The organism is Catellatospora sp. NPDC049133, from assembly GCF_040648455.1.
Lineage (GTDB): Bacteria > Actinomycetota > Actinomycetes > Mycobacteriales > Micromonosporaceae > Catellatospora > Catellatospora aurea.
The window spans coordinates 99891-120888 of sequence record NZ_JBEZDT010000028.1; the positions used below are offsets into that span (position 1 = coordinate 99891).

17 protein-coding genes and 2 pseudogenes are annotated in these 20998 nt (G+C 70.2%); 12 read left to right on the forward strand and 7 right to left on the reverse strand.

Annotated features, from left to right (window positions below; translation table 11 throughout):
• Positions 1–5: 5 nt before the first annotated feature.
• From AB0B35_RS28765 to AB0B35_RS28790, 6 genes are all read left to right on the forward strand, one after another.
• On the forward strand, positions 6–1334 hold the full coding sequence (locus AB0B35_RS28765; protein WP_361050950.1) for a rhodanese-like domain-containing protein: 1329 nt from the start codon (positions 6–8) through the stop codon (positions 1332–1334).
• Between the two features lie 25 nt (positions 1335–1359).
• Entirely contained in the window at positions 1360–1947 is a 588-nt protein-coding gene (locus AB0B35_RS28770; RefSeq protein ID WP_361050953.1) for a rhodanese-like domain-containing protein, read from the forward strand.
• Complete coding sequence (locus AB0B35_RS28775) at positions 1944–2708, forward strand: sulfite exporter TauE/SafE family protein (RefSeq protein ID WP_361050956.1); 765 nt, start codon at positions 1944–1946, stop codon at positions 2706–2708. The genes AB0B35_RS28770 and AB0B35_RS28775 overlap by 4 nt, the downstream gene beginning before the upstream one ends.
• Before the next feature lie 845 nt (positions 2709–3553).
• Positions 3554–3724 carry a hypothetical protein gene (locus AB0B35_RS28780; protein WP_360537588.1) on the forward strand — a complete coding sequence of 57 codons (171 nt, stop codon included), beginning with the start codon at positions 3554–3556 and terminating at the stop codon, positions 3722–3724.
• On the forward strand, positions 3700–4191 hold the full coding sequence (locus tag AB0B35_RS28785) for a MerR family DNA-binding transcriptional regulator (protein WP_361050959.1): 492 nt from the start codon (positions 3700–3702) through the stop codon (positions 4189–4191). Before AB0B35_RS28780 ends, AB0B35_RS28785 begins: the two co-directional genes overlap by 25 nt.
• Before the next feature lie 46 nt (positions 4192–4237).
• On the forward strand, positions 4238–5284 hold the full coding sequence (locus AB0B35_RS28790) for a hypothetical protein (RefSeq protein WP_361050962.1): 1047 nt from the start codon (positions 4238–4240) through the stop codon (positions 5282–5284).
• A 171-nt stretch (positions 5285–5455) separates the two neighbouring features.
• Here the strand turns inward: AB0B35_RS28790 and AB0B35_RS28795 are convergent, their stop codons facing one another.
• Together AB0B35_RS28795 and AB0B35_RS28800 are read right to left on the reverse strand one after the other, a co-directional pair.
• A complete protein-coding gene (locus AB0B35_RS28795; RefSeq protein ID WP_361050965.1) occupies positions 5456–7288 on the reverse strand; it encodes a glycoside hydrolase family 3 protein in 1833 nt (610 codons plus the stop codon).
• 371 nt (positions 7289–7659) lie between these two features.
• Entirely contained in the window at positions 7660–8769 is a 1110-nt protein-coding gene (locus AB0B35_RS28800; RefSeq protein ID WP_360537580.1) for a hypothetical protein, read from the reverse strand.
• 587 nt (positions 8770–9356) lie between these two features.
• On the opposite strand from AB0B35_RS28800, the gene AB0B35_RS28805 reads away from it, so the two are divergent.
• The 6 genes and pseudogenes from AB0B35_RS28805 to AB0B35_RS28830 all read left to right on the forward strand — a co-directional run bounded on the left by AB0B35_RS28805 (position 9357) and on the right by AB0B35_RS28830 (position 14241).
• Positions 9357–9668 (forward strand): HPF/RaiA family ribosome-associated protein, encoded by a 312-nt coding sequence (locus AB0B35_RS28805; RefSeq protein WP_360537578.1) that lies wholly within the window; start codon positions 9357–9359, stop codon positions 9666–9668.
• Positions 9669–9695: 27 nt separating this feature from the next.
• Positions 9696–10850: pseudogene (locus AB0B35_RS28810) on the forward strand (PEP/pyruvate-binding domain-containing protein); the annotation flags it as partial.
• A gap of 202 nt (positions 10851–11052) precedes the next feature.
• Positions 11053–11886 (forward strand): MBL fold metallo-hydrolase, encoded by an 834-nt coding sequence (locus AB0B35_RS28815; RefSeq protein WP_361050968.1) that lies wholly within the window; start codon positions 11053–11055, stop codon positions 11884–11886.
• Between the two features lie 115 nt (positions 11887–12001).
• Positions 12002–13195: a thiolase family protein gene (locus AB0B35_RS28820; RefSeq protein ID WP_361050971.1), complete on the forward strand. Its 1194-nt coding sequence runs from the start codon at positions 12002–12004 to the stop codon at positions 13193–13195.
• 74 nt (positions 13196–13269) lie between these two features.
• On the forward strand, positions 13270–13755 hold the full coding sequence (locus tag AB0B35_RS28825) for a helix-turn-helix domain-containing protein (protein WP_360537572.1): 486 nt from the start codon (positions 13270–13272) through the stop codon (positions 13753–13755).
• Positions 13756–13851: 96 nt separating this feature from the next.
• On the forward strand, positions 13852–14241 hold the full coding sequence (locus AB0B35_RS28830; protein ID WP_360537570.1) for a tautomerase family protein: 390 nt from the start codon (positions 13852–13854) through the stop codon (positions 14239–14241).
• Between the two features lie 865 nt (positions 14242–15106).
• On the opposite strand, the gene AB0B35_RS28835 is transcribed toward AB0B35_RS28830, so the two are convergent.
• The 5 genes and pseudogenes from AB0B35_RS28835 to AB0B35_RS28855 all read right to left on the reverse strand — a co-directional run bounded on the left by AB0B35_RS28835 (position 15107) and on the right by AB0B35_RS28855 (position 20989).
• A complete protein-coding gene (locus AB0B35_RS28835) occupies positions 15107–15814 on the reverse strand; it encodes an alpha/beta hydrolase (RefSeq protein WP_361050974.1) in 708 nt (235 codons plus the stop codon).
• Positions 15815–16580: 766 nt separating this feature from the next.
• A complete protein-coding gene (locus AB0B35_RS28840; protein WP_361050977.1) occupies positions 16581–17027 on the reverse strand; it encodes an alpha/beta hydrolase in 447 nt (148 codons plus the stop codon).
• A gap of 130 nt (positions 17028–17157) precedes the next feature.
• Positions 17158–18303 (reverse strand): annotated as a pseudogene (locus tag AB0B35_RS28845) (tetratricopeptide repeat protein); the annotation flags it as partial.
• Positions 18304–18563: 260 nt separating this feature from the next.
• Positions 18564–19544 carry an alpha/beta hydrolase gene (locus AB0B35_RS28850; RefSeq protein WP_361050980.1) on the reverse strand — a complete coding sequence of 327 codons (981 nt, stop codon included), beginning with the start codon at positions 19542–19544 and terminating at the stop codon, positions 18564–18566.
• Positions 19545–19774: 230 nt separating this feature from the next.
• Positions 19775–20989, reverse strand: a complete 1215-nt coding sequence (locus AB0B35_RS28855; protein ID WP_361050982.1) for a cytochrome P450 — start codon at positions 20987–20989, stop codon at positions 19775–19777.
• Positions 20990–20998: the final 9 nt, after the last annotated feature.

Sequence of the window (20998 nt, forward strand, 5' to 3'; positions counted from 1 at the left end):
GAAAAGTGGAGATCATCTCGTTCCGTACGCCCGGTCTGGGCGACCAGACCTACCTGCTGACCCACGAGGGTCAGGGCGTGCTCGTCGATCCGCAGCGCGACATCGACCGGTTCCTGGCCGCAGCCGCCGAGCGCGACGTGGCGCTGCGGTTCGTGCTGGAGACGCACCTGCACAACGACTACGTCTCCGGTGGCGAGCAGGCCGCCCTGCGCACCGGCGCCGAGCTGGTCCTGCCCGCAGCGGCCGCCGCCGCCTACCCACACACACAGGCGTTCCACCTGGAGGACATCAAGGGTGAGCAGGGACTGAGCCTGCGGCCGATCCACACCCCGGGCCACACTCCCGAGCACACCAGCTACCTGGTGCTCATCGACGGCGAACCGGTAGCCGTGTTCTCCGGCGGCAGCCTCCTGGTCGCCTCCGCGGGCCGGCCTGACCTGCTCGGCCGGCCCCGCGCCCGTACCTTGGCGAAGCTGCAGTACGGCTCGCTGCACCGGCTGGCGGCACTGCCCCGCGACGTAGAGCTGCTGCCTACCCACGGCGAGGGCTCGTTCTGCACGTCCAGCGGCGCCGGCCGCTACACCTCCACCATCGGCGCCGAGGTCGACACTAACCCGCTGCTGGCCATCGGCGATGCCGAGGCCTTCGCCCAGCGGCTGATGGCCGAGCCGATGCCCATCCCGGCCTTCTACCAGCACATGGGCCCGGCGAACACGCTCGGCGTGCCGCCCATGCCCGCGCTCACGTTGCCCGAGCTGGCCCCCGCCGAGATCCCCGCGACGGCCCATGTGGTTGACATCCGACCCCGCGCCGCGCTGGCCGCGGGGCACCTGCCCGGTGCGGTCGGCATCGAGCTGGGCACCGACTTCGGCTCCTGGGCCGGCTGGCTGCTGCCGTATCAGGAGCCGATCGTGCTGGTCGCCGAACGCGGCCAGGACGTCGCTGATGCGGTCACGCAGCTGGCACAGATCGGCATCGACAGCGTGGCCGGAGTGGTGTTCGAGCTCGGCGAGGCGGCCACCACTCGCTTCGAGCTGGCCGACCTGGCGACCTTCCTCGAGCGCGTCGCCGCCGCCGACGCACAGGTGCTCGACGTGCGCATGCCCAGCGAGCAGGCGTCCGCGGGCCTAAACGGTGCGGTGCGGCGGTTCCTGCCCGACCTGATCACCGACGGCATCCCCGCCGAGCTGGACCGCGACCGCCCGGTGCTGGTCGCCTGCGGCTCCGGCCGCCGCGCCGCCATCGCCGCGACGCTACTGCTGCGTGCGGGTTACCAGCCCGTGGCGCTTAACGGCGCTGGCGTGCCTGATGTCGCCGCCGCCCTGACCCGCTGACCGCCAACCCGCGAAGGAAACTGTCATGACCCCGACCACATCCGCCGCCATCGACATCGTGTCCACCCGGGCACTGATCGCCGCCAACCCCGACGTACTGCTCGTCGATGTACGCACACCCGGCGAGTACGAGAGCGCGCACATCGCGGGCTCGATCAACCTGCCCCTCGACCAGGTCGACGCGCACCTGCAGCACATCGTCGCCGCCGCCGGCGGCACCATGGTCATCGTCTGCCAATCCGGCAACCGCGCCGGGCAGTGCCAGACCAGACTCGCCGCCGCCGGCGCCACCGGTGCCACCGTCATGACCGGCGGCATGAACGCCTGGATCGCCGCAGGCGCACCCGTGGTCCGCGGCCACCAGCGCTGGTCCCTGGAACGCCAGGTGCGCCTGGCCGCCGGAGGCATCGTGCTCGCCGCGGTCGTCGCGAGCATCTGGCTGCCCGCAGCACGGTACGTGGCCGGACTCATCGGCGCAGGGCTGACCTTCGCGGCCCTGACCGACACCTGCGCCATGGGCATGATGCTGTCCAAGCTGCCCTACAACCGGCCCCGCAACAGCACCGACGCCGGGCATGCCGTCGCCCGGCTGCGCGACAGGGCCGCCCGGTGACCGCCGCGCTCGCCCTCACCCTGGCCGCCTCGGTCGCCATCGGCGTGACCCTGGGACTGCTCGGCGGCGGCGGCTCCATCCTCACCGTACCGGTGCTGGTCTACCTCGCCGGAGTCGAACCCAAGTCGGCGATCGCCATGTCACTGGTAGTGGTCGGGGTGACCAGCGCGGTCGCACTGGTCCCGCATGCCCGTGCGGGCCGGGTGCAATGGCGCACCGGAGCACTGTTCGGCGCGGCCGGCATGGCCGGCGCCTACGCCGGCGGCCGGGTCGCCCAGTACATCCCCGGCACCGTGCTGCTCATCGCCTTCGCAGTGATGATGCTGATCACCGCGGTCGCGATGCTCCGATCACGGCCCGGCAACACCGCACCGGACCCGCGCCACGACCAGCCGCTGCCCGTGGCCAAGATCCTGGCCGAAGGCGCAGCCGTCGGACTGGCCACCGGCCTGGTCGGCGCCGGCGGCGGATTCCTCGTCGTGCCGGCCCTGGTCCTGCTCGGCGGCCTGCCCATGCCCATCGCCGTAGGCACGTCACTGCTCGTCATCGCGATGAAATCGGCCGCCGGGCTGTCCGGATACCTGCACAGCGTCACCATCGACTGGCGCCTGACCGCCGCCGTCACCGCCGTCGCCGTCCTCGGCAGCTTCGCCGGCAGCAGGCTGGCCGGACGGATCGACCCCGCCCTGCTGCGCCGTACCTTCGGCTGGTTCGTGGTGGTCATGGGCGTGGGCGTCCTGGCCGGCCAACTCGCCAGTTAGGACCCTTCCACAGCCGCCGGCGGCCAGCCGACGGTGGCATCGATACGCCGGTGGTCCTTCAAGCAAGCATCGAAGAGGGACCACCGGCGGCCGAATATACCCCCTGGGGTATTATCCACCGGAGACACGAGATCCACGGAGGAGAGCGTCATGTGTCAGCGTGCCGTCTGCGGCAAGTGCGGCAAACCCACGTACCGGGGCTGCGGGATGCACATCGAGCAGGTCCTCGCCGACGTGCCGAAGCCCCAGCGGTGCGCCTGCGGTACATCGACCGACCAGCCCGCGCGCGGGTTCTGGGCGAGACTACGTGGACGCCACTGAACGGCCGACCGGACAGGTCAGGCTGCTGGCGTCGCGTCCGGGGGTACAACGGCCCGGGAGGGCGGGCCCGGATGCTCTGCCGCTGGCGCTCTGGCGGGTGTCGGATGGAGGAGCGACAGCCCGATCATCGACAAGGAGAGCCGCCATGCGCGTCCAGGCAGAGCAGAAGGCGACTGCGACGGTCGAGACACCGGGGTTGGACGTCAGGTTCGTGTCCGGCGAGGCGTACGAGGTGGCGGTGCGGGGACACCGGATCCTGGTGGACCAGCCCGCCGACGCAGGCGGTGCCGACAGCGCCCCGCTGGCGAGGTGTACGCCGACGACGCCGCCACCGCTCCCCCCGGATGCTGCCGCCCCTGGCGCTGGCGACCTGGGTCCAGCCCGTGACACCACCGGACCCGACATCTGCCCCGAGTCGTCGCCAGCCGCCGGCCACTGGGCACCAGACGCGGCGCCGGCGCGGCCGGCCGGTGACAGACGCCCGTGAGTCGTACAAGGACCCAACCGCGGCCCGCAGCGGTGACTTGAAGATCAAGCAAGTGCCCGCGCCGCCGCCGATGCCGACCGGTTTCCACCAGGTCGGCGCCGTCACCAGGATCCCCGGCGAGCTCAACGACCACGTCACGATCAGACTGCCCATCTCCGCGGCATCGTCGGCGGCCCGCTGGAGGTGCACCGCGTTGACCCGCGTGTAGTAGCGCATCAGCGTCGCCCATTCGCTCGGCGACCTCGTGCACGTCGTAGCAATCATCCAGCAGACTCGTCACCAGCATGCGCCGAACCTGGTGCGGCCCGAGCACCCGCACGCCAGCTGCAGACGCTGCGCAACTACGAACGCCGGGGCCTGCTCGCCGAACCGGCGCGCAGACCCGGCGGGCACCGCGTCTATCCGGCCGCGGCCCCGACCGTCACACCGATGTCGGCCGCCTGCGTAACCGTGCCTCACATCCGGGCCCCAACCATTGCCGACCGCACACGCTGCGGCCAGGTGGGCCCGCCGGGTCGATGTCGCGGTCCGCGACGTTGTTTGGCACTTCGACTGTCCACACAGGCGCGACCGCGTCGCAGACCCCCGACAGCGCCACCGCCGGAAAGCCAGATCGGCCCGCGATTCGGATATTTGCGATCATCGCTGTTGTTCGCCGATCCGCAGTGCGTTTGAATGGCGGGCACCCCAACGGAACCTGCGAGGTCGGAGGCCTTTTCGCATGCGTTCACGAATCCCCATCCTTCTCAGCGCACTCATGCTGTCGCTGCTGCTTCCGGGAACCGGAACCGCAGCCGCAGCCGCAGGCACAGACCGGACGGCCGCCGACCGCGCCGAGGACGCCCGCGTGCTGGCCTACTGGACTCCGGCGCGGATCGCCAACGCGAAGTTCCGCGACTTCGTCCGCACCGACGACGGCAAGATGGTTCCGCACGCCAAGCCCGGCGGTGGCGGTGGAGGCGGCGTGGTCACCGGCTCGTCATGGGCCAACGGCGGCGCGATCCAGCAGCGCTCCGGCCGGATCCTGTTCTCCTCGGGCGGATCGGACTGGATCTGCTCAGGCAGCGTCGTCAACGACTCCTCGACCGGCAACGGCTACTCGATCGTCCTCACCGCAGGACACTGCGTCTACGACGGCAACGACGGCTGGTCCTACAACTTCCTGTACCTGCCGAACTTCGACGCCCAGCCCAGCTACGACTGCAACACCCGGGCAGACGGCTGCTGGCGGGCGAACCTGCTCACCGCACACGACGACTTCGTACCCGCAGGATTCGGATCCGACGAGACCGTCCGGGTCGACTACGCCTTCGCCCGCGTCGGGCTGCGCATCGCCGGCGCCGGCACCGCCGAACTCGACGCCGCCACCGGCGGCTACGGCCTGAACACCGCCAGCGTGGCCGACAGCGTCACGAAGTGGGCGTTCGGCTATCCCGCCGAGGGCAAGTACAAGGGCAACGACCTCATCTACTGCGCCGGCCCGACGACCGCCGACCCCTACGGGGCACCGACCTGGGGCGTCGCCTGCAACATGGGCGGCGGCTCCTCCGGCGGCCCGTGGATCTTCGGCACCACCGACCCGGCCGTGTACACCGCCGGAACGCTGCTCACCTCGGTGAACTCCTACGGCTACACCGGGGTCCAGTACATGTTCGGCCCCAAGTTCAACGCGCAGACCCAGACGGTCTACGCCTCGGCAACCTCCGGCACGGCCTCGGCCGGCGTGAGCGTGGTCTGCGCCGTGGGAACCTCCGCACCGAACTGCTAGTTGTCCCGCTGCTACCTGCGCCCCGCCGGCCACAAGCCGGCGGGGCGTTCCACATATGCTTCTCCCGGCTCGCCTAGCACAGTGGAGCGTGCAGACTGCTGATGCCTGTTCCGGCGGGAAGCCGGTGTCGGCCGGGGCCGGTGCGGCGTCCCCGCACCGGCCTCGGCGAATTCAGTACGTCAGGCCGAAGCCCTGCGCGAACAGCGGAGTCTGCCCGTCACCGGCGTTGATCGGCTGTTGGGACACCGAATTCATCCAGGTCATCGGCAGCTTCCCGGTCGGCGGAACGATTCCGAAGAGCACGTCGGCGACGCCGCCACCCTCGGTACCCGGCAGCCAGGCGGCCAGCAGCGCGTTCCAGGCGGGCAGGTTCGCGGCGATGTCCAGCGGTCGGCCCGAGACGAGCACCACGATGACCGGCACGCCGGCTTTGCGCAGTGTGTCGATGGTCCGCAGGTCTTCGCGGTCCAGGCTCATGCTGCCGGTGCGGTCGCCCTGCCCTTCGGCGTACGGGGTCTCCCCCACGACCGCGATCGCGGCCCGGTAGGTGCCGTCGATGCCGGAGCCGCGCTGGTTGTAGGTGACGATCGTGGTGGGGCCGACGGCGGCGCGGATACCCTGAAGGATCGTCGTCCCGGGTGTGATGGCGCCGGAGCCGCCCTGCCAGGAGATGGTCCAGCCGCCGGACTGGTGGCCGATGTTGTCGGCGTTCTTGCCCGCGACGAAGATCTTGCCGCCGTCGCGGGCCAAGGGCAGCACCCCGCCGGCGTTCTTGAGCAGCACCTGCGAGCGCGCGACGGCCTGCCGGGCCAGGGCTCGGTGTGCCGCGTTGCCGACAGTCGGGGTGTAGGTGCGGTCGGTCATCGGCCGTTCGAAGAGCCCGAGCTCGAACTTCTTGGCCAGGATGCGCCGGTTGGCGTCGTCGATGCGCGACAGCGGGACATGGCCGTTGGCGACCTCGGCCCGCAGCAGCGTGATGAAGTTCTTCCAGGCGGTCGGCACCATGACCATGTCGATACCGGCGTTGATCGCGGCGCTGACCTCGGCGGCGGTGAAGCCGGACTGGCCGTCGATCTGGTCGATACCGTTCCAGTCGGAGACCACGAACCCGGTAAAACCCAGCTCACCCTTGAGCACAGTGGTGATCAGGTACTGGTTGCCGTGCAGCTTGACGCCGTTCCAGCTGCTGTAGGAGATCATGACCGAGCCGACCCCGCGCTGCACGGCGGCCTGGAACGGCGGCAGGTGGATCGCACGTAGCTGCGCTTCGGGCAGCGCCGTGTCGCCCTGGTCGTCGCCGCCGACGGTGCCGCCGTCGCCGACGTAGTGTTTCGCCGTGGCCAGCACCGATGCCGGGCCGCCCAGCGTGCTGCCCTGCAGTCCGGTGATGACGGTGGTCATCGACGATGCGATGTCGGGGGTCTCGCCGAAGGACTCGTAGGTGCGGCCCCAGCGATCGTTGCGGGCCACGCACAGGCACGGCGCGAAGTCCCAGTCGATGCCGGTGCCGGACACCTCTTCGGCCACGGCACGGCCGATCTGCTGGACCAGTGCCGGGTCGCGGGTCGCACCGAGACCGATGTTGTGCGGGAAGATCGTCGCGCCGACGACGTTGTTGTGCCCGTGCACGGCGTCGACGCCGTAGATCATGGGGATGGAAAGCGGGGTCGCCAGGGCCGCGGCCTGGAAGCCGTCGTACATGTCGGCCCAGCTGGTCGCGGTGTTGGGGGTGGGGGCCGAGCCGCCACCGGACAGGATCGAGCCCAGCCGGTAGGTGGTGATGTCGGCGGCGGCGACCGAGCCGCGTTCGGCCTGGGTCATCTGGCCCAGTTTCTCGTCGAGACTCATCCGCGACAGCAGGTCGCTCACGCGGGTGGCGACCGGCAGGGACGGGTCCTGGTAGGGCAACACGGCGGCGGAGACCGGCGGCGGTGGCACGAGCGCGGCGGTCAGCACGACGGCGGTGAGGATTGCGGACGTTCGGTGGCGGACTGCGGTGTCCATGGCACGCTCCTGGGACGGGAGGAGTCTGGTGCTTGCGGTGGTGATGCGGGACTGTCCTGTGCGGGCGTCGCTTCGTTCGGCGGTGCGTGTTCGGCAATGCGCAAAGGGGCGAGCCCGAAGCGGCCGATATCCATTGACGACTGGCTCTGTTCACAACAGCGTGCGGCGTGCTGGCGGCGTCACTGTGACGTTGTGGCCGGCGACGAGTTCGACCAACGGCTCGGGCGAGGGATCGCCGACATTCGCGGCTGCGTCGCGGGCCGCACGCGATCGATCTGCTCCACCCGCCGACCTGCGTGGCCCGCATCCTGGGCCGGCCGTCCCGGCGGCGTGTGCCGCCGGGACGGCCGAGGTCCAGCCCGCGTGGCGGGTCAGCTCTGGCGCAGTGCCGCCATCGGGATCGGGATGTTCAGGCTGGTCGCTCCGACCCCCATGCCGCCCTCGCAGGTGTTCGGCGGTGCGGTGCCGATGCCTCGGGTGGACGGCTTCTCCGCCGCCCAGAACATGAACCCGAGCATGCCCGCGCTCGTGCCGGCGCCGTTGGGCGTCACCGACTGTACGTAGGGCGCGGTGGCCTTCTGCAGTGAGTTGGCGTAGTTGTTGCACTCCGGGATGACCTTGCCGCCGACCGCGACGTAGAACCCGCCGGTGAACTTCGCCGGTGCCAGCGGCAGCACCGGTGGGCTGTACTGCGGCTTGCCGTCGATGTGTTCCTGCCAGTTGGCCTGCGCTGTGGACGCCGAGGGCTGGCGGGCGGGCACCATCGCGTTGGCGTAGTCGAGCACCGGGGTGTCGGTGCGCAGCCAGTCGGCGGTGGCCTTGCGGTTGATGTCGATCAGCCACCGGTCTCCGGCGGCCACGTCGATGGTCAGCCGCGCGGTCGGGTCCGTGCCGGCGGCGTTGTAGGGGTGCACGGCCCGGTAGGCGTTGATGAAGTTCTGCAGGCCGACAAGGTTAGGGTTGGTGTTCTGCTCGTAGTCGATCTCGATGCCGACGCCGAACTGCGTCGCGACGGCGGCGGCGCGCTGCCCGAGCAGGGTCGCGTTGGCGGACAGGGCGGCGTCCCAGTCGTCGGTGTAGGTGATGCCGCCGATGGAGAACATCACCCTGATGCCACGGGAGGTGAAGTAGTTGACGATCTCCGCGGTCATGCCACGGGGCAGGCCGTTGAGGTTGCCGGCGTCGGTGGTCTGATTGAGCAGGCGAAGCGGGTTGACGAAGCTGAGCACGACGACGTTGACCGAGGGTCGGCCGTCGCCGCGGTCGATCAGCCAGTGGTTCTGGCTGTCGAACTCGGCCACGCTTCGCACCGCCGCCCAGGTGCAGGCGTCGTTGCTGCAGTGCCAGGCACCGTAGATCTGAATCGGCGTCACCGCCGCCGCCTGCACCGCCGCAGGGGCGGCGGGTGGTGGCGCGGCGGCGGCCGGGACGGCTGTGGCCAGGCCGATCGCGACGGCGACGGCCAGTGCCAGTCGTCTCATGGTGGACCTCCGTTAACGTGAGACCAAACAGGAAACAATGTTCACTGTTATGGCGTCAACGAATGCCGATGTGTCACTGCGAGGTTCTGGCGCGAACGTGAGCTGTGACGCCATCCGTGTGCACCATGCGATGCCACATCAATCGGGCGCCGATCACGGCCGTCACAGCGGACTGGACGACGGCCGGGTAAGCGCTCGATCCCGCCGCGATGTCCCCGTCAGTGTGGCGCAGCCGCAGCGGAAGGCGACACCGGTAGGGCGTCGGAGCGCAAGTCACGTCCGTCTTCGCAGACCACGGCCGATTCCTTGCCGGGTGGTGCCGCAAGCCAGTCGATCGGCCAGACCACAATCAACACGAAGTTTCCAGCCACGGGCTGACGTGTTAACACCCCGGTAGGTGATCCCGTCGCGGCCCGCACCGACCCACCGCCTCGCCTTCCGGACGCACCTTCGTAAGACACCCAGGCTCAGGGTCGCCTCTGGTTCGGGACCAACGGCACCTCGGGGCATGACGCCGGGCTCTGTCGCGGCGCCACCTGCCGCAGGAACGTGGTCATTGCCGTGATTCGACCTAGTGGAGGTTCACCATGACCAGTCACATCGTTGCAGACCATCCCGTGCAGGTTCGCACGTACGGCCCGGTGCCGACTGACCTGATCGCCTACGCTGCGCGCAAGGTCCACGTGGTGTTGCGCCACGCCCCGGCAGCGGTACTGTTCGTGCGGATCAAACTCAGCCACGACCGGGGGTCGGCTCCGCTGGCCGCCACCGCTCGCGTTGACGTGGACGTAAACGGCATCGACGTGCACGCTCGAGCCGCGGCCCCGACCCTGACCGAGGCAGTGGATCTGATGCAGCAGCGGTTGCGCACCCGCATTCAACGCATCCACCAACATTGACCACCTCCACACCGGCGGCCGCTTGCCCTGTACCGCCGCCAGGAGCACATCCCGCAGGACCTGGGCACTGCGGTCACCGTGATGGCCATGGTCTTCGGCAACCATGGCCCAGGCTCCGGCACCGGGGTGGCATTCACCCGGGACCCGGCCACCGGGCAGCGCGGCGTGTACGGCGATTACCTGCCGAACGCCCAGGGCGAGGACGTGGTCGCCGGCATCCGCGACACCGTGCCGCTGCAGCGACTGCAGGAACTGGACCCGGCGAACTTCGCCGCCGTCATGTCCCACATGGACACCCTCGAACGGCACTACCGCGACCTGTGCGACATCGAGTTCACGATCGACCGCGGCAAGCTGTGGATGCTGCAGACCCGCGTCGGCAAACGCACCCCCGCCGCGGCCTTCGTCATCGCCCCACAGCTGGTCGACGAGGGCGTCATCACCCTGGACGAGGCACTGGAGCGGGTCAGCGGCGCCCAGCTGGCACAGCTGATGTTCCCGACCTTCGACGCCGGGGCCGCCCCGGCCCCGCTGGCGACCGGTATCGCGGCCGCTCCCGGCGCCGCCGTCGGGCGTGTGGTGTTCGACTCCGCCCAGGCTGCCGCAGCCGGCCATGACGTGATCCTGGTGCGCCGCGAGACCAACCCCGACGACCTGCCCGGCATGATCGCCGCCAAGGGCATCCTGACCAGCCGGGGCGGCAAGACCTCACACGCCGCGGTCGCGGCCCGGGGCATGGGCCGCACCTGCGTATGCGGGGCGGAGGCGCTGCTGATCGACGCCGACAGCGGCACGTTCACGGTGGACGGCACCGTGGTACACGCCGGCGACGTCATCTCTGTCGACGGCATGACCGGCCGGGTCTACCTGGGCGCGGTGCCCGTGCAGGCGTCCCCGGTGGCCCGATACCTCGAAGGCGATGCCGACGCCGTCCGCGCCCGCAGCCTTGGCGCATGCGGCATCGGCCTGTGCCGCACCGAACACATGCTCCTCGGCGAACGCCGACAGCTCATCGAACGGCTGATCCTCGCCGACGGCGGCGCCGAACGCGACACCGTCCTGGCGCAGCTGCTCACGCTGCAGCGCGCCGACTTCGTCGACATCCTCGCCGCGATGGACGGTCTACCCGTCACGGTGCGGCTACTCGACCCGCCGCTGCACGAGTTTCTGCCCGTACTGGAGGACCGATGTCTTCCGAGCGCGGGTCGTGCTGCCGGAGTCCTGGCACCGGAATGTGGCGTTCGTCTCATTGCTGCCACCTGGCTTAACAAAGTCAGTGCCAGCTAGCTAGCTTAAGTACGTGAAAGTCAGGGCGAGGGTTCGACATCGCCCGCGAGCCGCCGGGGCCTGGCTCCGCGTGGAATTCAGCTGGAAGGTGAGAACAATGACCATCCGCTACGACGTTTTCGTCGCCGACCCCGTGCCGCTGGATGTCAGCGAGCCGGTGCCCAACGGTGATCGGCGGGCGTTCTCGCCGCTGTCGATCACCCTGATCTCCGGCGAGCGGGACGCCGTGCTCATCGATCCGCCGCTGACCCGCTCCCAGGCCGAGCAGGTCGGCGCCTGGGTCGAGGCGAGCGGCAAGCGCCTGACCCACATCTTCGCCACACACGGTCACGGCGACCACTGGTTCACCGCCGGAGTGCTCGCCGAACGCTTCGGGGCCGAGGTGGTCGCCTCCGCCGGCACCATCAAGCAGATGCACCACAACGTCGCCATCCGGGCAGGCTTCTGGGACAGGCTGCTGCCCGGCCAGATCCCCGATGCGCCCGTCACGGCCACCGCGCCGGCCGGCAACCTGCTCCTGCTCGAAGGCCACGAGCTGCGCATCGTCGAGGTCGGCCACAGCGACACCGACGACACCAGCGTCCTGCACGTGCCCGACCTCGACCTCGTCGTCGCCGGCGACGTGGTCTACAACGGCGTGCACCAGTACCTCGTAGAGTCCGCAGACGGCGGCCGCGACCGGTGGCGCGAGGCCATCGCCGCCGTCGAGGCCCTGCACCCGCGCCTGATCGTCGCAGGCCACAAGGACAAGGCCCTCGACGACGACGCCGGCCGCGCTCTCGCCCAGACCCGGGAGTACCTCGATACCGCCGACGAGCTGCTGTCCCGACACACCACGGCGCTGGGCTTCTTCGGCGGCATGCTCGAACGCTTCCCGACCAGGCTCAACCCCGGCGCGCTCTGGGGCGGCGCCGTCGCGCTCTACAGCTGAGCACAGCCGGACGGATCACGCGGAGGAGCGGCGCCTGCGCGGCCCGGCAAGGCCGGAACGCGCAGCCCACCGCGTCCGCCGTCGTGGAGACCACATCGGAGCAGAGGAGTGAGCCATGCGAGACGCGGTCATCGTCGAGGCGGTTCGTACGCCGGCGGCCAAGGGCAAGGCCGGCGGCGGCTACGCCCACATCCATCCCGTGGACCTGCACGCGCACACGCTGCGCAGCCTGCTGGCCCGGGTGCCGGAGCTCGACCCGGCCGAGATCGACGACGTGATCGGGGGTGCTGTCGCGCAGGTCGGCGAGCAGAGCACCAACACCACCAGGCTGGCGGTGCTGGCTGCCGGGATGCCGGAGTCGGTGCCCGGGGTGACCGTCGACCGGCAGTGCGGCAGCAGCCAGCAGGCGCTCAGCTTCGCCGCCCAGGGACTGGTCGCCGGGGCGTACGACATTGTCATCGCATCCGGGATCGAGTCCATGAGCAGGGTGCCGATCGGCAGCAGCGCGCTGGTCGGCGGGGTGCGGGCCGACGTGGCCGGCCCCTCGGTGGCCGCACGCTACCCCGGCGGCCTCATCCCGCAGGGCGTCAGCGCCGAGCTGATCGCCCGCAAATGGGCGCTGTCGCGTACCCAGCTCGACGAGTTCGCGGCCGAGAGCCACCGCCGAGCCGCCGAGGCGTGGCAGGCCGGGCGGTTTGCCGCCGAGGTGGCCCCGGTGCCCGGGGCGGAGCTCGACCGGGACGAGACGATCCGGCCGGACACCGGCGTCCAGCGGCTGGCCGAACTGCCCGCGGCCTTCGCCGACGAGCGCTGGACCCGCCGCTTCGGCGACCTGGACTGGAAGGTGACGGCGGGCAACTCCAGCCCGCTCAACGACGGATCCGCGGCGCTGCTGTTGACCACGAGCGAGACGGCCCGGCGGCGGGGCTGGCGCCCGCGCGCCCGGGTGCACACTGCCACCGTCGTCGGCGACGATCCCGTCTACATGCTGACCGGCATCATCCCGGCCACCGCCAAGGTGCTGGCCCGTGCCGGGCTGAACCTGGCCGACATCGACGCGTTCGAGGTCAACGAGGCGTTCGCGTCGGTCGTGCTGGCCTGGCAGGCCGAGACCGGCGCGGACCCGGCGAAGGTCAACGTCGACGGCGGCGCGATCGCCATCGGCCACCCGCTCGGCGCCAGCGGTGCCCGGCTGGCCACCACACTGCTGGGCGTGCTGGAGCGCACGGGAGGGCGCTACGGCCTGCAGACCATGTGCGAGGCCGGCGGCACCGCCAACGCCACCATCATCGAACGGCTCGATACATGAGCCGACAGCCGGACCATCGGTCCGGGCCAACGACAGACACCCGTCGAGACGAGCCGGATAGGTACCATCACATGGTGAACGATCTGCTCCGGGACCGGGACGCCTGGTCGATGGAGAACTGCTCGATCGCGCGGACCCTCGAGATCATCGGCACCCGCTCGGCCATGCTCGTCCTGCGGGAGGCGTTCTTCGGCGCCCGCCGCTTCGACGACTTCGCCCGCCGCGCGGGCGTCGGCGAGCCGGCCGTCGCCGCCCGCCTCAAGGAGCTGACGGCCGACGGGCTCCTGGAACGGGTGCCGTACCAGGAGCCCGGCCAGCGCACGAGATACGAGTACCGCCTGACCACGCGGGGCCGGGCACTGCTGCCCGTCATCACCGCCCTGCGGGACTGGGGCGACACCTGGACCGCGGACACGAATGGCCCGCCTGTGCAGGCCGTGCACCGCCAGTGCCAGGCACCGGTACACGCACGGTTGGTGTGCGACAACGGCCACGACATCACCCCCGACGAACTCACGATCCAGGCCGGCCCGGGCCTGATCGAGCAGCGGCGGAAGTAGCCGCATTCGGCCGCAGGCGGGCTTCCCGAGCCGCCCGAATCCGATGATCTCCACGCCCTCAAGAATGGTCTCGCCCGAGTGGAAAGGAGAAAGGCGATGCCGGTTTTTACTGCAGCCCTTCCTCAGGGACGATTCACGCCTGCTCAGAAGCAGGCGCTCGCCGACGCGCTCGTCCAATCCCTCGTCCAGGCGCTCAACCTCGACGACGGTGACAGGTTCATCTCGGTCACCGAGCACGGCAAGGACGAACTGTTCCTGCATCCGACCTACATGGGTATGACGCGCACCGAAAACGCCATGATCATAACGGTGCTCCTGGGCCCCCACCACCAGCTTGAGGCAAAGCGAAGGCTGGCCATGAAAGTCAACGAACTCGTCGTCGAGGCGCTCGGCGTCTCACCTGACGACATATTCTTCGCCATCATTCCGGTGCCCAAGGAGAACTTCTCCTTCGGCCGGGGTGAGCTGCAATTGGCGGAGGGCTGAGTCCGCTCCGGCGGCGAATCTACAGACCGGTGCCGGAGATGCCGTCGCGCATGTCGGCGGTGGGCATGCCCACGGGAGATGAGCACTGGTAGACGGGCATGGGAGCTTCCTCGCTACTGGCTTCTCCCAAGAAAAGCTAGCAGCGGGGGCCGGACGAGCGGCAGCCGCCCGCACTGGACCGCCAGCGCAGGCGCGCGGCCTCGGGCTCGGCGGCCGCCCCGGGCCCGGCCTGCGGTGGCCGCGAGCAGGTCACTGCGGCGATGTCGATGTCGGCCTGGCCGTGGCGCTGGGCCGGATCGGTCGGCGCGGCGGCCGCATACGACGGGTGGTACAGCCGGAACGCGCCGCGTCGGGGTCCAGGCGCAGCACGATGTCACCGGGGTCGGCGGTGCCGGAGGTGACCACGGTCGGGCTGAGGCCGGTGACGGCGGCGAGGTCGTCGCGCGCACCTCGGCGGCGACCTGGTTGAGGGTGCGGGTGGACAGCAGCGGGCCGGTGGCACCGGAGGTGGCGGCGCTGGCGTCGGCGGGGTCGACGACGATGCGGGTGGCCAGTGGTGAGGGTGGCTTTCCACGGCGGAGACCACCAGGCCGGACGTCTACGCGACGGAGCCGACGACGTGCCGATGGGTACAGATAGCTCACCTCCGCGATGGACCTGCACTCGAGGGCGATATGCGGGCTGCGGCTGACGCCAGCCAAGGCCGCCGACGTCGCCGGGGTCCTCTACGGGAGGTGAGTCCCACTCCCGGGCGGTGCCAGTGTGGCACGTCCGGCCGGAGGCGGCTCGACACACGGTCACGCCGCACGGATTCGGGCCGACTCACGTCGCGTGCGAGCCGGCCCAGCGGCGAAGTGTCGGTGGGTCAGCGAGCGCCTGCGGTGGCGTTCTGTGCGGCGGTCACGATGACGTCGGAGACGACGCCAGATTGAGTCAGGTACAGCGCGTGGCTGGCAGAGACGTTGGTGACCTTCGCGCCGATGCGCGTGGCCATGTGCTGAAGCATCGCCTGGTCGAACGCCCTGTCCTCCGTCGCGATGACGGCCCAGCTCGGCTTGTCGCGCCATGCGGCGTGCTTCACCGGCGTCGCGAACACGGCCATGTTGATGGGCACCTGGGCGTCGCGGAGGAAAGCGGCGTCGTCGTCGCTGGCGTCCGCGGCGAAGCCTGCCTTGAACTTGTCGTGGTTGAGGAAACCGTATCCATCCACGACGTCGATGACGAAGTCGGGCGTCGGGGCGAATCCCTCGTACTGCTGGGAGGTGGTCTCGCCCGCGTCAGGCGCCAGCGCCGACACGTAGACCAGTCCGGCGACCTTCGGGTGGACTCCTGCCTCGGTGATGACCGTGCCGCCCCAGGAGTGGCCGACCAGAATTGTCGGGCCGTTCTGCCGGTCGAGCACTCTCGTGGTCGCCGCGACATCGTCCTGCAACGAGGTCAGCGGATTCTGCACAATCGTGACCCGGTAGCCGCGGGCCGTCAATGTGTCGTACACGCCGCGCCAGCCCGAACCGTCAGCGAACGCGCCGTGCACCAGCACGACATTCTTGATTTCTTGACCGGTGGTGCTCATTAGCTCGTCCTTCCATCGCCGCGCCCGGCGTTGCCCCGGAACGGCTTGAGGTGATTGGCGGCAAGCCGCCTTCATTATGCAATGTACTGCGCATTTGACAGTGCTTACAGTGCTTATTTGGTACCCGGCAAAGGGTCTCCGATTGATGAATTCGCCGGCCGGCTCGGCGTCGACGCCAGCAGATTGGAAGGCCTGATCACGCCGCTCCACCGGTGGACTCGGCATTCGCGCCGCGGTGATGGCGAGTTGTGGAGTGCTCCTCGTCGAGTGGAGCATCGAAACAGCGCCGTGCACCGTCCATGGTCGACGGCGCCTTCCTCGAGCGAATCAGTCATGCGCCTGCCGATTCGCTCCTGACCACACGCGGTCGCCGTCCGATGCGCGTTGACGCTCTCGCAGCAGTCGCGGCAAGTCCACGGCCTCCGGGTGCCCGTCGTGAAGACGGCTTGGCGAAGGGCTCAGGGCTGAGGAGCCGTGCCCGTGCCGGTCCGGATGGTGACCGGCACGAGCACGGAGTTCACTTCGTCGCCCGCGCAGCCTGCATGATCAGATCCGCGACTGGGCCCGGACGCGAGACCGTGACGGCGTGGGACGCCTTGACCTCGACGGTCTTGGACTTCGCGCGTTCGGCCATGAACTTCTGCGCGGCCAGCGGGATGGCCTTGTGCTCGGTGGCCAGCAGGCCAGGACGGGATCGTCTTCCACGCGGCGTGGGTGGCCTTCTCCTCCAGGGCGGCGGTCGCGGCCGGACGCTGGGTCGCGGCCATCAGCGCGGCGATCTTGGCCGGCACGTCACCGGCGAAGTGCTCACCGAACGCGTCATGCGCGACATACAGGTCAGTGCCCTCGCCACCGCCTGGCAGCGGGAACGGCGCCTGCTCCAGGTGCCCGCCAAGGGTGTTGCCCGGAAACTTGTTGACCAGCTCGGCGGTGTTCTCCCCACCTCCGGGGTGACCGCGGCGATGTACACCAGCGCCTTCACGTCGGGGTCAGCGGCTGCGGCACTGGAGATGACGGCCCCGCCGTAAGAGTGCCCGGCCAGCACGATCGGGCCCTTCACGCTGTCCAGCACGCTGCGGACGTAGGCGGAGTCGGAGGCCAGGCCCCGCAGCGGGTTCGCGGCGGCCACCACCGGGTAGCCCTGGGCCTGCAGCCTCTCGATCACCCCGTTCCAGCTCGACGAGTCGGCGAACGCGCCGTGCACCAGCACCACCGTCGGCTTGGTGGCTGGCGGGCGGGGCGGCGGCGTCTCTGGCCAGCGCGGCCAGGCGGCCGTGCATCTCCGCCTGCGCCAGCCGAGCCTGCAGGTCGTGCGGCTCGAGCGACGCCCTGCGCCGCCAGCTCGCCAACGCCCTCTTGAACATGGTGCGCGCCTCTGCCCGGTCACCGCGATCACGTAGCCATTCCGCCAGGCGCCGGCGGCACTCGGCAAGATCACGGTGCAGGCCGCTGTGGCGCGGAAGCCGGGCGACAAGGTCCTGAGCGACCTCGACCGCCCGCTCCAGATGACCGCGCACGTCCTCGGGGCGGCCGTCGGCCACGGCATGGTCGGACATGCGGTGCCAAGTGGCGATCAGGTCACGCTGCGCCTCGACGGCCGCGGGGTCGGCCTCGGCCAGCTGCTGCGCCACCGACAGCGCCTCGGTGACGTGCGTGCCGGCCGTGGCGACATCCGCCGCGGCCAGCGCCAGGTCACCGAGCCGCCAGCACGCGGTGAGCCGCTTACGGTGCCAGATGTGGTTGCCGGAGTCAGCCTCGGTCAGCGCGTCGGCGATCGTCGCCGCCTCCTCGGCCAACTGCTGCACCAGTTCGACCTCGCCGCCTGGCCGGAGCACGTCGGCCAGGGCGCTCACGACATCGAGGAGATCCTCCCGCAGAGCCAGGTCGTCCTCATCGAGCTCGACGGCGCGACGACGCAGCACCAGCACCTGATCAAGCACCTGCCGCGCCCGGCCGAGGTCCCCTACCGCGTGATGAACGGCGGCCAGGGCGGTCAGGCATACGCCGAGGTCCCGCTGGGCCGCGACAACGTCGGGATCGGCGTCGGCGAGCCGGCGCCGGATGTCCAGCGACCGCTGCACCAGTTCGCGCGCCTGATCCACGGCTGCGTCGTCGAGAGCCAGGCGGGCCAGCTTCTCGTAGCTGAGCGCAAGGTTGCCGTCGAACGTCGCGTTGCCCGTGTGGTCGTCGGTTGGGCCGCCCTGGACGTAAAGGCGCAGCGCCTGCTGGACGAGGCGCCCGGTTTCGTCTTCCAGCCGGTCGGCGAGGTTCGAACCGTGCAGAACCTGACCTATCTCGCCTGGCGCTTCGGGCCGGAGGGCGCGGCACCGGCGGCCGGCGGCGCCGACATCTCGATCGTGGAGGAGGGGCGGATCAGACACCTCTACACGATGCTGGATCCGATGCCCGCGCCGGAGTAGTAGGCGGGTGCGCCACAGAGATCCGGCAGGCGTGACGGAACCCCCGGCGGAAGGGCGAAAGCGCCACATCGCCGTAAACGCCACCGGCCTGCCGCTGATCGTCCTGCCGGCACGGTGGCCACGACCGGTGGGCCGGGGTCAGCTTCGCAGGACATGCGTGTGCCGTGGACCGATCGGCCCGCGGCACACGGCACTGGTCCGCGGAGTCAGAGTGCGGGGGCGGCGGGAAGGTCGCGTTCGGTGCGCGCCCACCGGTCGAGCAGATCCGCCGTTATTTGTACAGTCCCGGCCGAGCAGGTCGGACAGGGTGTGGGCCAGGCGCGGGTCGGTCAGGAATCGGTGGGCCGAGGCGACGCGACGCGGGTGACGACCTCGCGTACGGCCTCGATGACGGCGTCTGGTCGCTGGTTCTGCACGTAGTGGGAGGTATCGGGGACGGTGACGTGTTGGGCGCCGGGTATTGCGGCGGCGAGCGCGTCCTGGCCCTCACGCCATGCCCGGTCCACGTCCGTGCGCTCGCCGGGCGTGTATGGCGACGGCATGGGATCGGGCAGGTCGAGGTCACTGGAGGACAGCACGACCACCGGCATGGGACGTAACGGTGCAGCCGCCTCGATCTGGTCGTAGACGGCGCCCAGGTCGTAGGCCTCGGTTCGGTAGCCGGGCGCCGTGCCCGGCGGGATCGTGGGGTAACGGCTCTTGTCGAACAGTTGCGGTGACTGTGCGGCCCGGTGCGCCGGTGATCCGGCATCGACGAGGACCAGCCCGCGGACCTGGTCGGGATGGGTGCGGGCGTACAGCTGGCTGAGGGCTCCACCGAGTGAGTGGCCGACCAGCACATATGGTCCGGGCACGCCCGCGACGGCCAGCAGGGTATGCAGCTCCGCAACCAGGTCGGCGGGGTTTCGGGGCATGGGCGGCACCGGTGTGCTCCGCGCTGCGGTCGGCGAAGGGGCGTTTGTCACGGTGGCGCCGGCGTTCGTCGTGGTGATCAGCGAGCCGGGACGGTCGTAGACGCAGACCCGGGTGAAGGCCGCTACCCCGGGTGCCACCGCCGGCGGCTGCGCGTCGGCCAGGCTCCAGATGTCGCCGGCATTGCCGAAGCCCGACTGCATGACGACGGTTGGGCTGCCGGTGCCGTGGCATTCCAGGTACACCCTGCGGCCGTTGCCGATGTCGACCAATCCCGCGAAGTCACCTCGCGCGGCGGTCGGTGACGTCGGCGCGGTCGACGGGCTGGGGCCTGCGGCGACCTGGCTGCAGGATGCCGCCGCCCATGTCGCCATGCCGAGCACCAGCAGTGCAGACACGCGCCTCCGGACATTTATCACCGTACGCCCCCGAAGACATGGGTGCGGGTCGCGCGGCGATAACCGCACCAGCCCGTTCCTCAACCTACGCGCTGGTCGATGCACAGGGTCTTGCAAGCCGCAGATCACTGGGCGGGCGGTCCCGCCGTGGCCCACGTTCGTGGGTCGGCGGTGCTGGCCCAGCTGCAGGCGACCGCTCGCTGCCGCGTCCCGCCGTGCCCGCCGACGTGTCAGCGCTGCTCGATGGGTAGATGGATCGGGCCTCGCAGCACCGGACTGGGCCGGTACGGCGGCGGATCGGCGACGAGCCTGGGCTTGTCCAGCCGGCGTACCAGCTCACTGAGCGCGATCTGGGCTTCCAGCCGGGCCAGCGGGCCGCCGAAGCACAGATGGATGCCGCTGCCGAACCCGAGGTGCTGGTTGTCCTGGCGGTCGGGGTCGAAGCGGTCGGGCTCGTGGAAGCGCTCGGGGTCGCGGCTGCCCGAGGCGAGCATGAGCATGACCTGTGATCCCTTGGGGATGACGGTGCCGCCCACGGCGATGTCGCTGTACGCCGCGCGCCAGGGGATGATGTGCACGGGCGGCTCGTAGCGCAGCAGCTCCTCGACCAGCGGGACGATGAGGTCCGGCTCGCTGCGCAGCCGCTGCAGGATTTGCGGGTGGCGCAGCAGCGTCAGCATGCCGTTGGCGATGAGGTTGACGGTGGTCTCGTGGCCGGCGATGAGCAGCAGGTTGGCGGTGCTGATGATCTCCTCGTCGGTCATCCGCCCCTCGGGTCCGTCGTCGTTGGCCAGCCGTGACAGCAGGTCGTCGCCGGGCTTGCCGTGGCGCGGCGCCAGGAGCCCGCCGAGGTAGGCGTGCAGGTCGGTGCGGGCCTGCACGCCGTTGCTGAGCTTCTCCGGCGGGTCGGTCTTGGGGTCGTAGTCGATCGCGTCGATGACGGCGTTGACCCAGTGGTGGAATTGCGGCTCGTCCTCGCGGGGCACGCCCAGCAGATGGCAGATCACGGTGACCGGGAACGGGTAGGCGAAGTCGTCGACGATGTCGATCTCGGTCTTGCCCGCCAGGCCGTCGAGCAGGCCGCCGACGATGGCGGTCAGGTCGGGGCGCATGCCGTCGACCAGGCCCGGGGTGTGCGGCGGGCCGAAGTGGCGCATGGCCAGGCGCCGCATGCGGTCGTGCTCGGGCGGGTCGAGATTGATGAACGACGGCGTCTCCCGTCCTTCGGTCGCGGCCATCGGCCGGGACAGGTTGCGCACGTCGGAACTCAGGTGCGGGTTATGCAGGATCTCGGTGAGTTCGCGATAGGTGCTGATCACGTAGCTGCCGTCCTCCTGCAGGGCCACCGGGGTCCGGCGCAGTTCGGCGTAGAGTGGATAAGGGTCGGCCCGGCTGGAGTAGTCGAGGATCCGGCGCAGGGTGTCGGGCGCCTCCGTGGTGGTCATGCTGCTTCC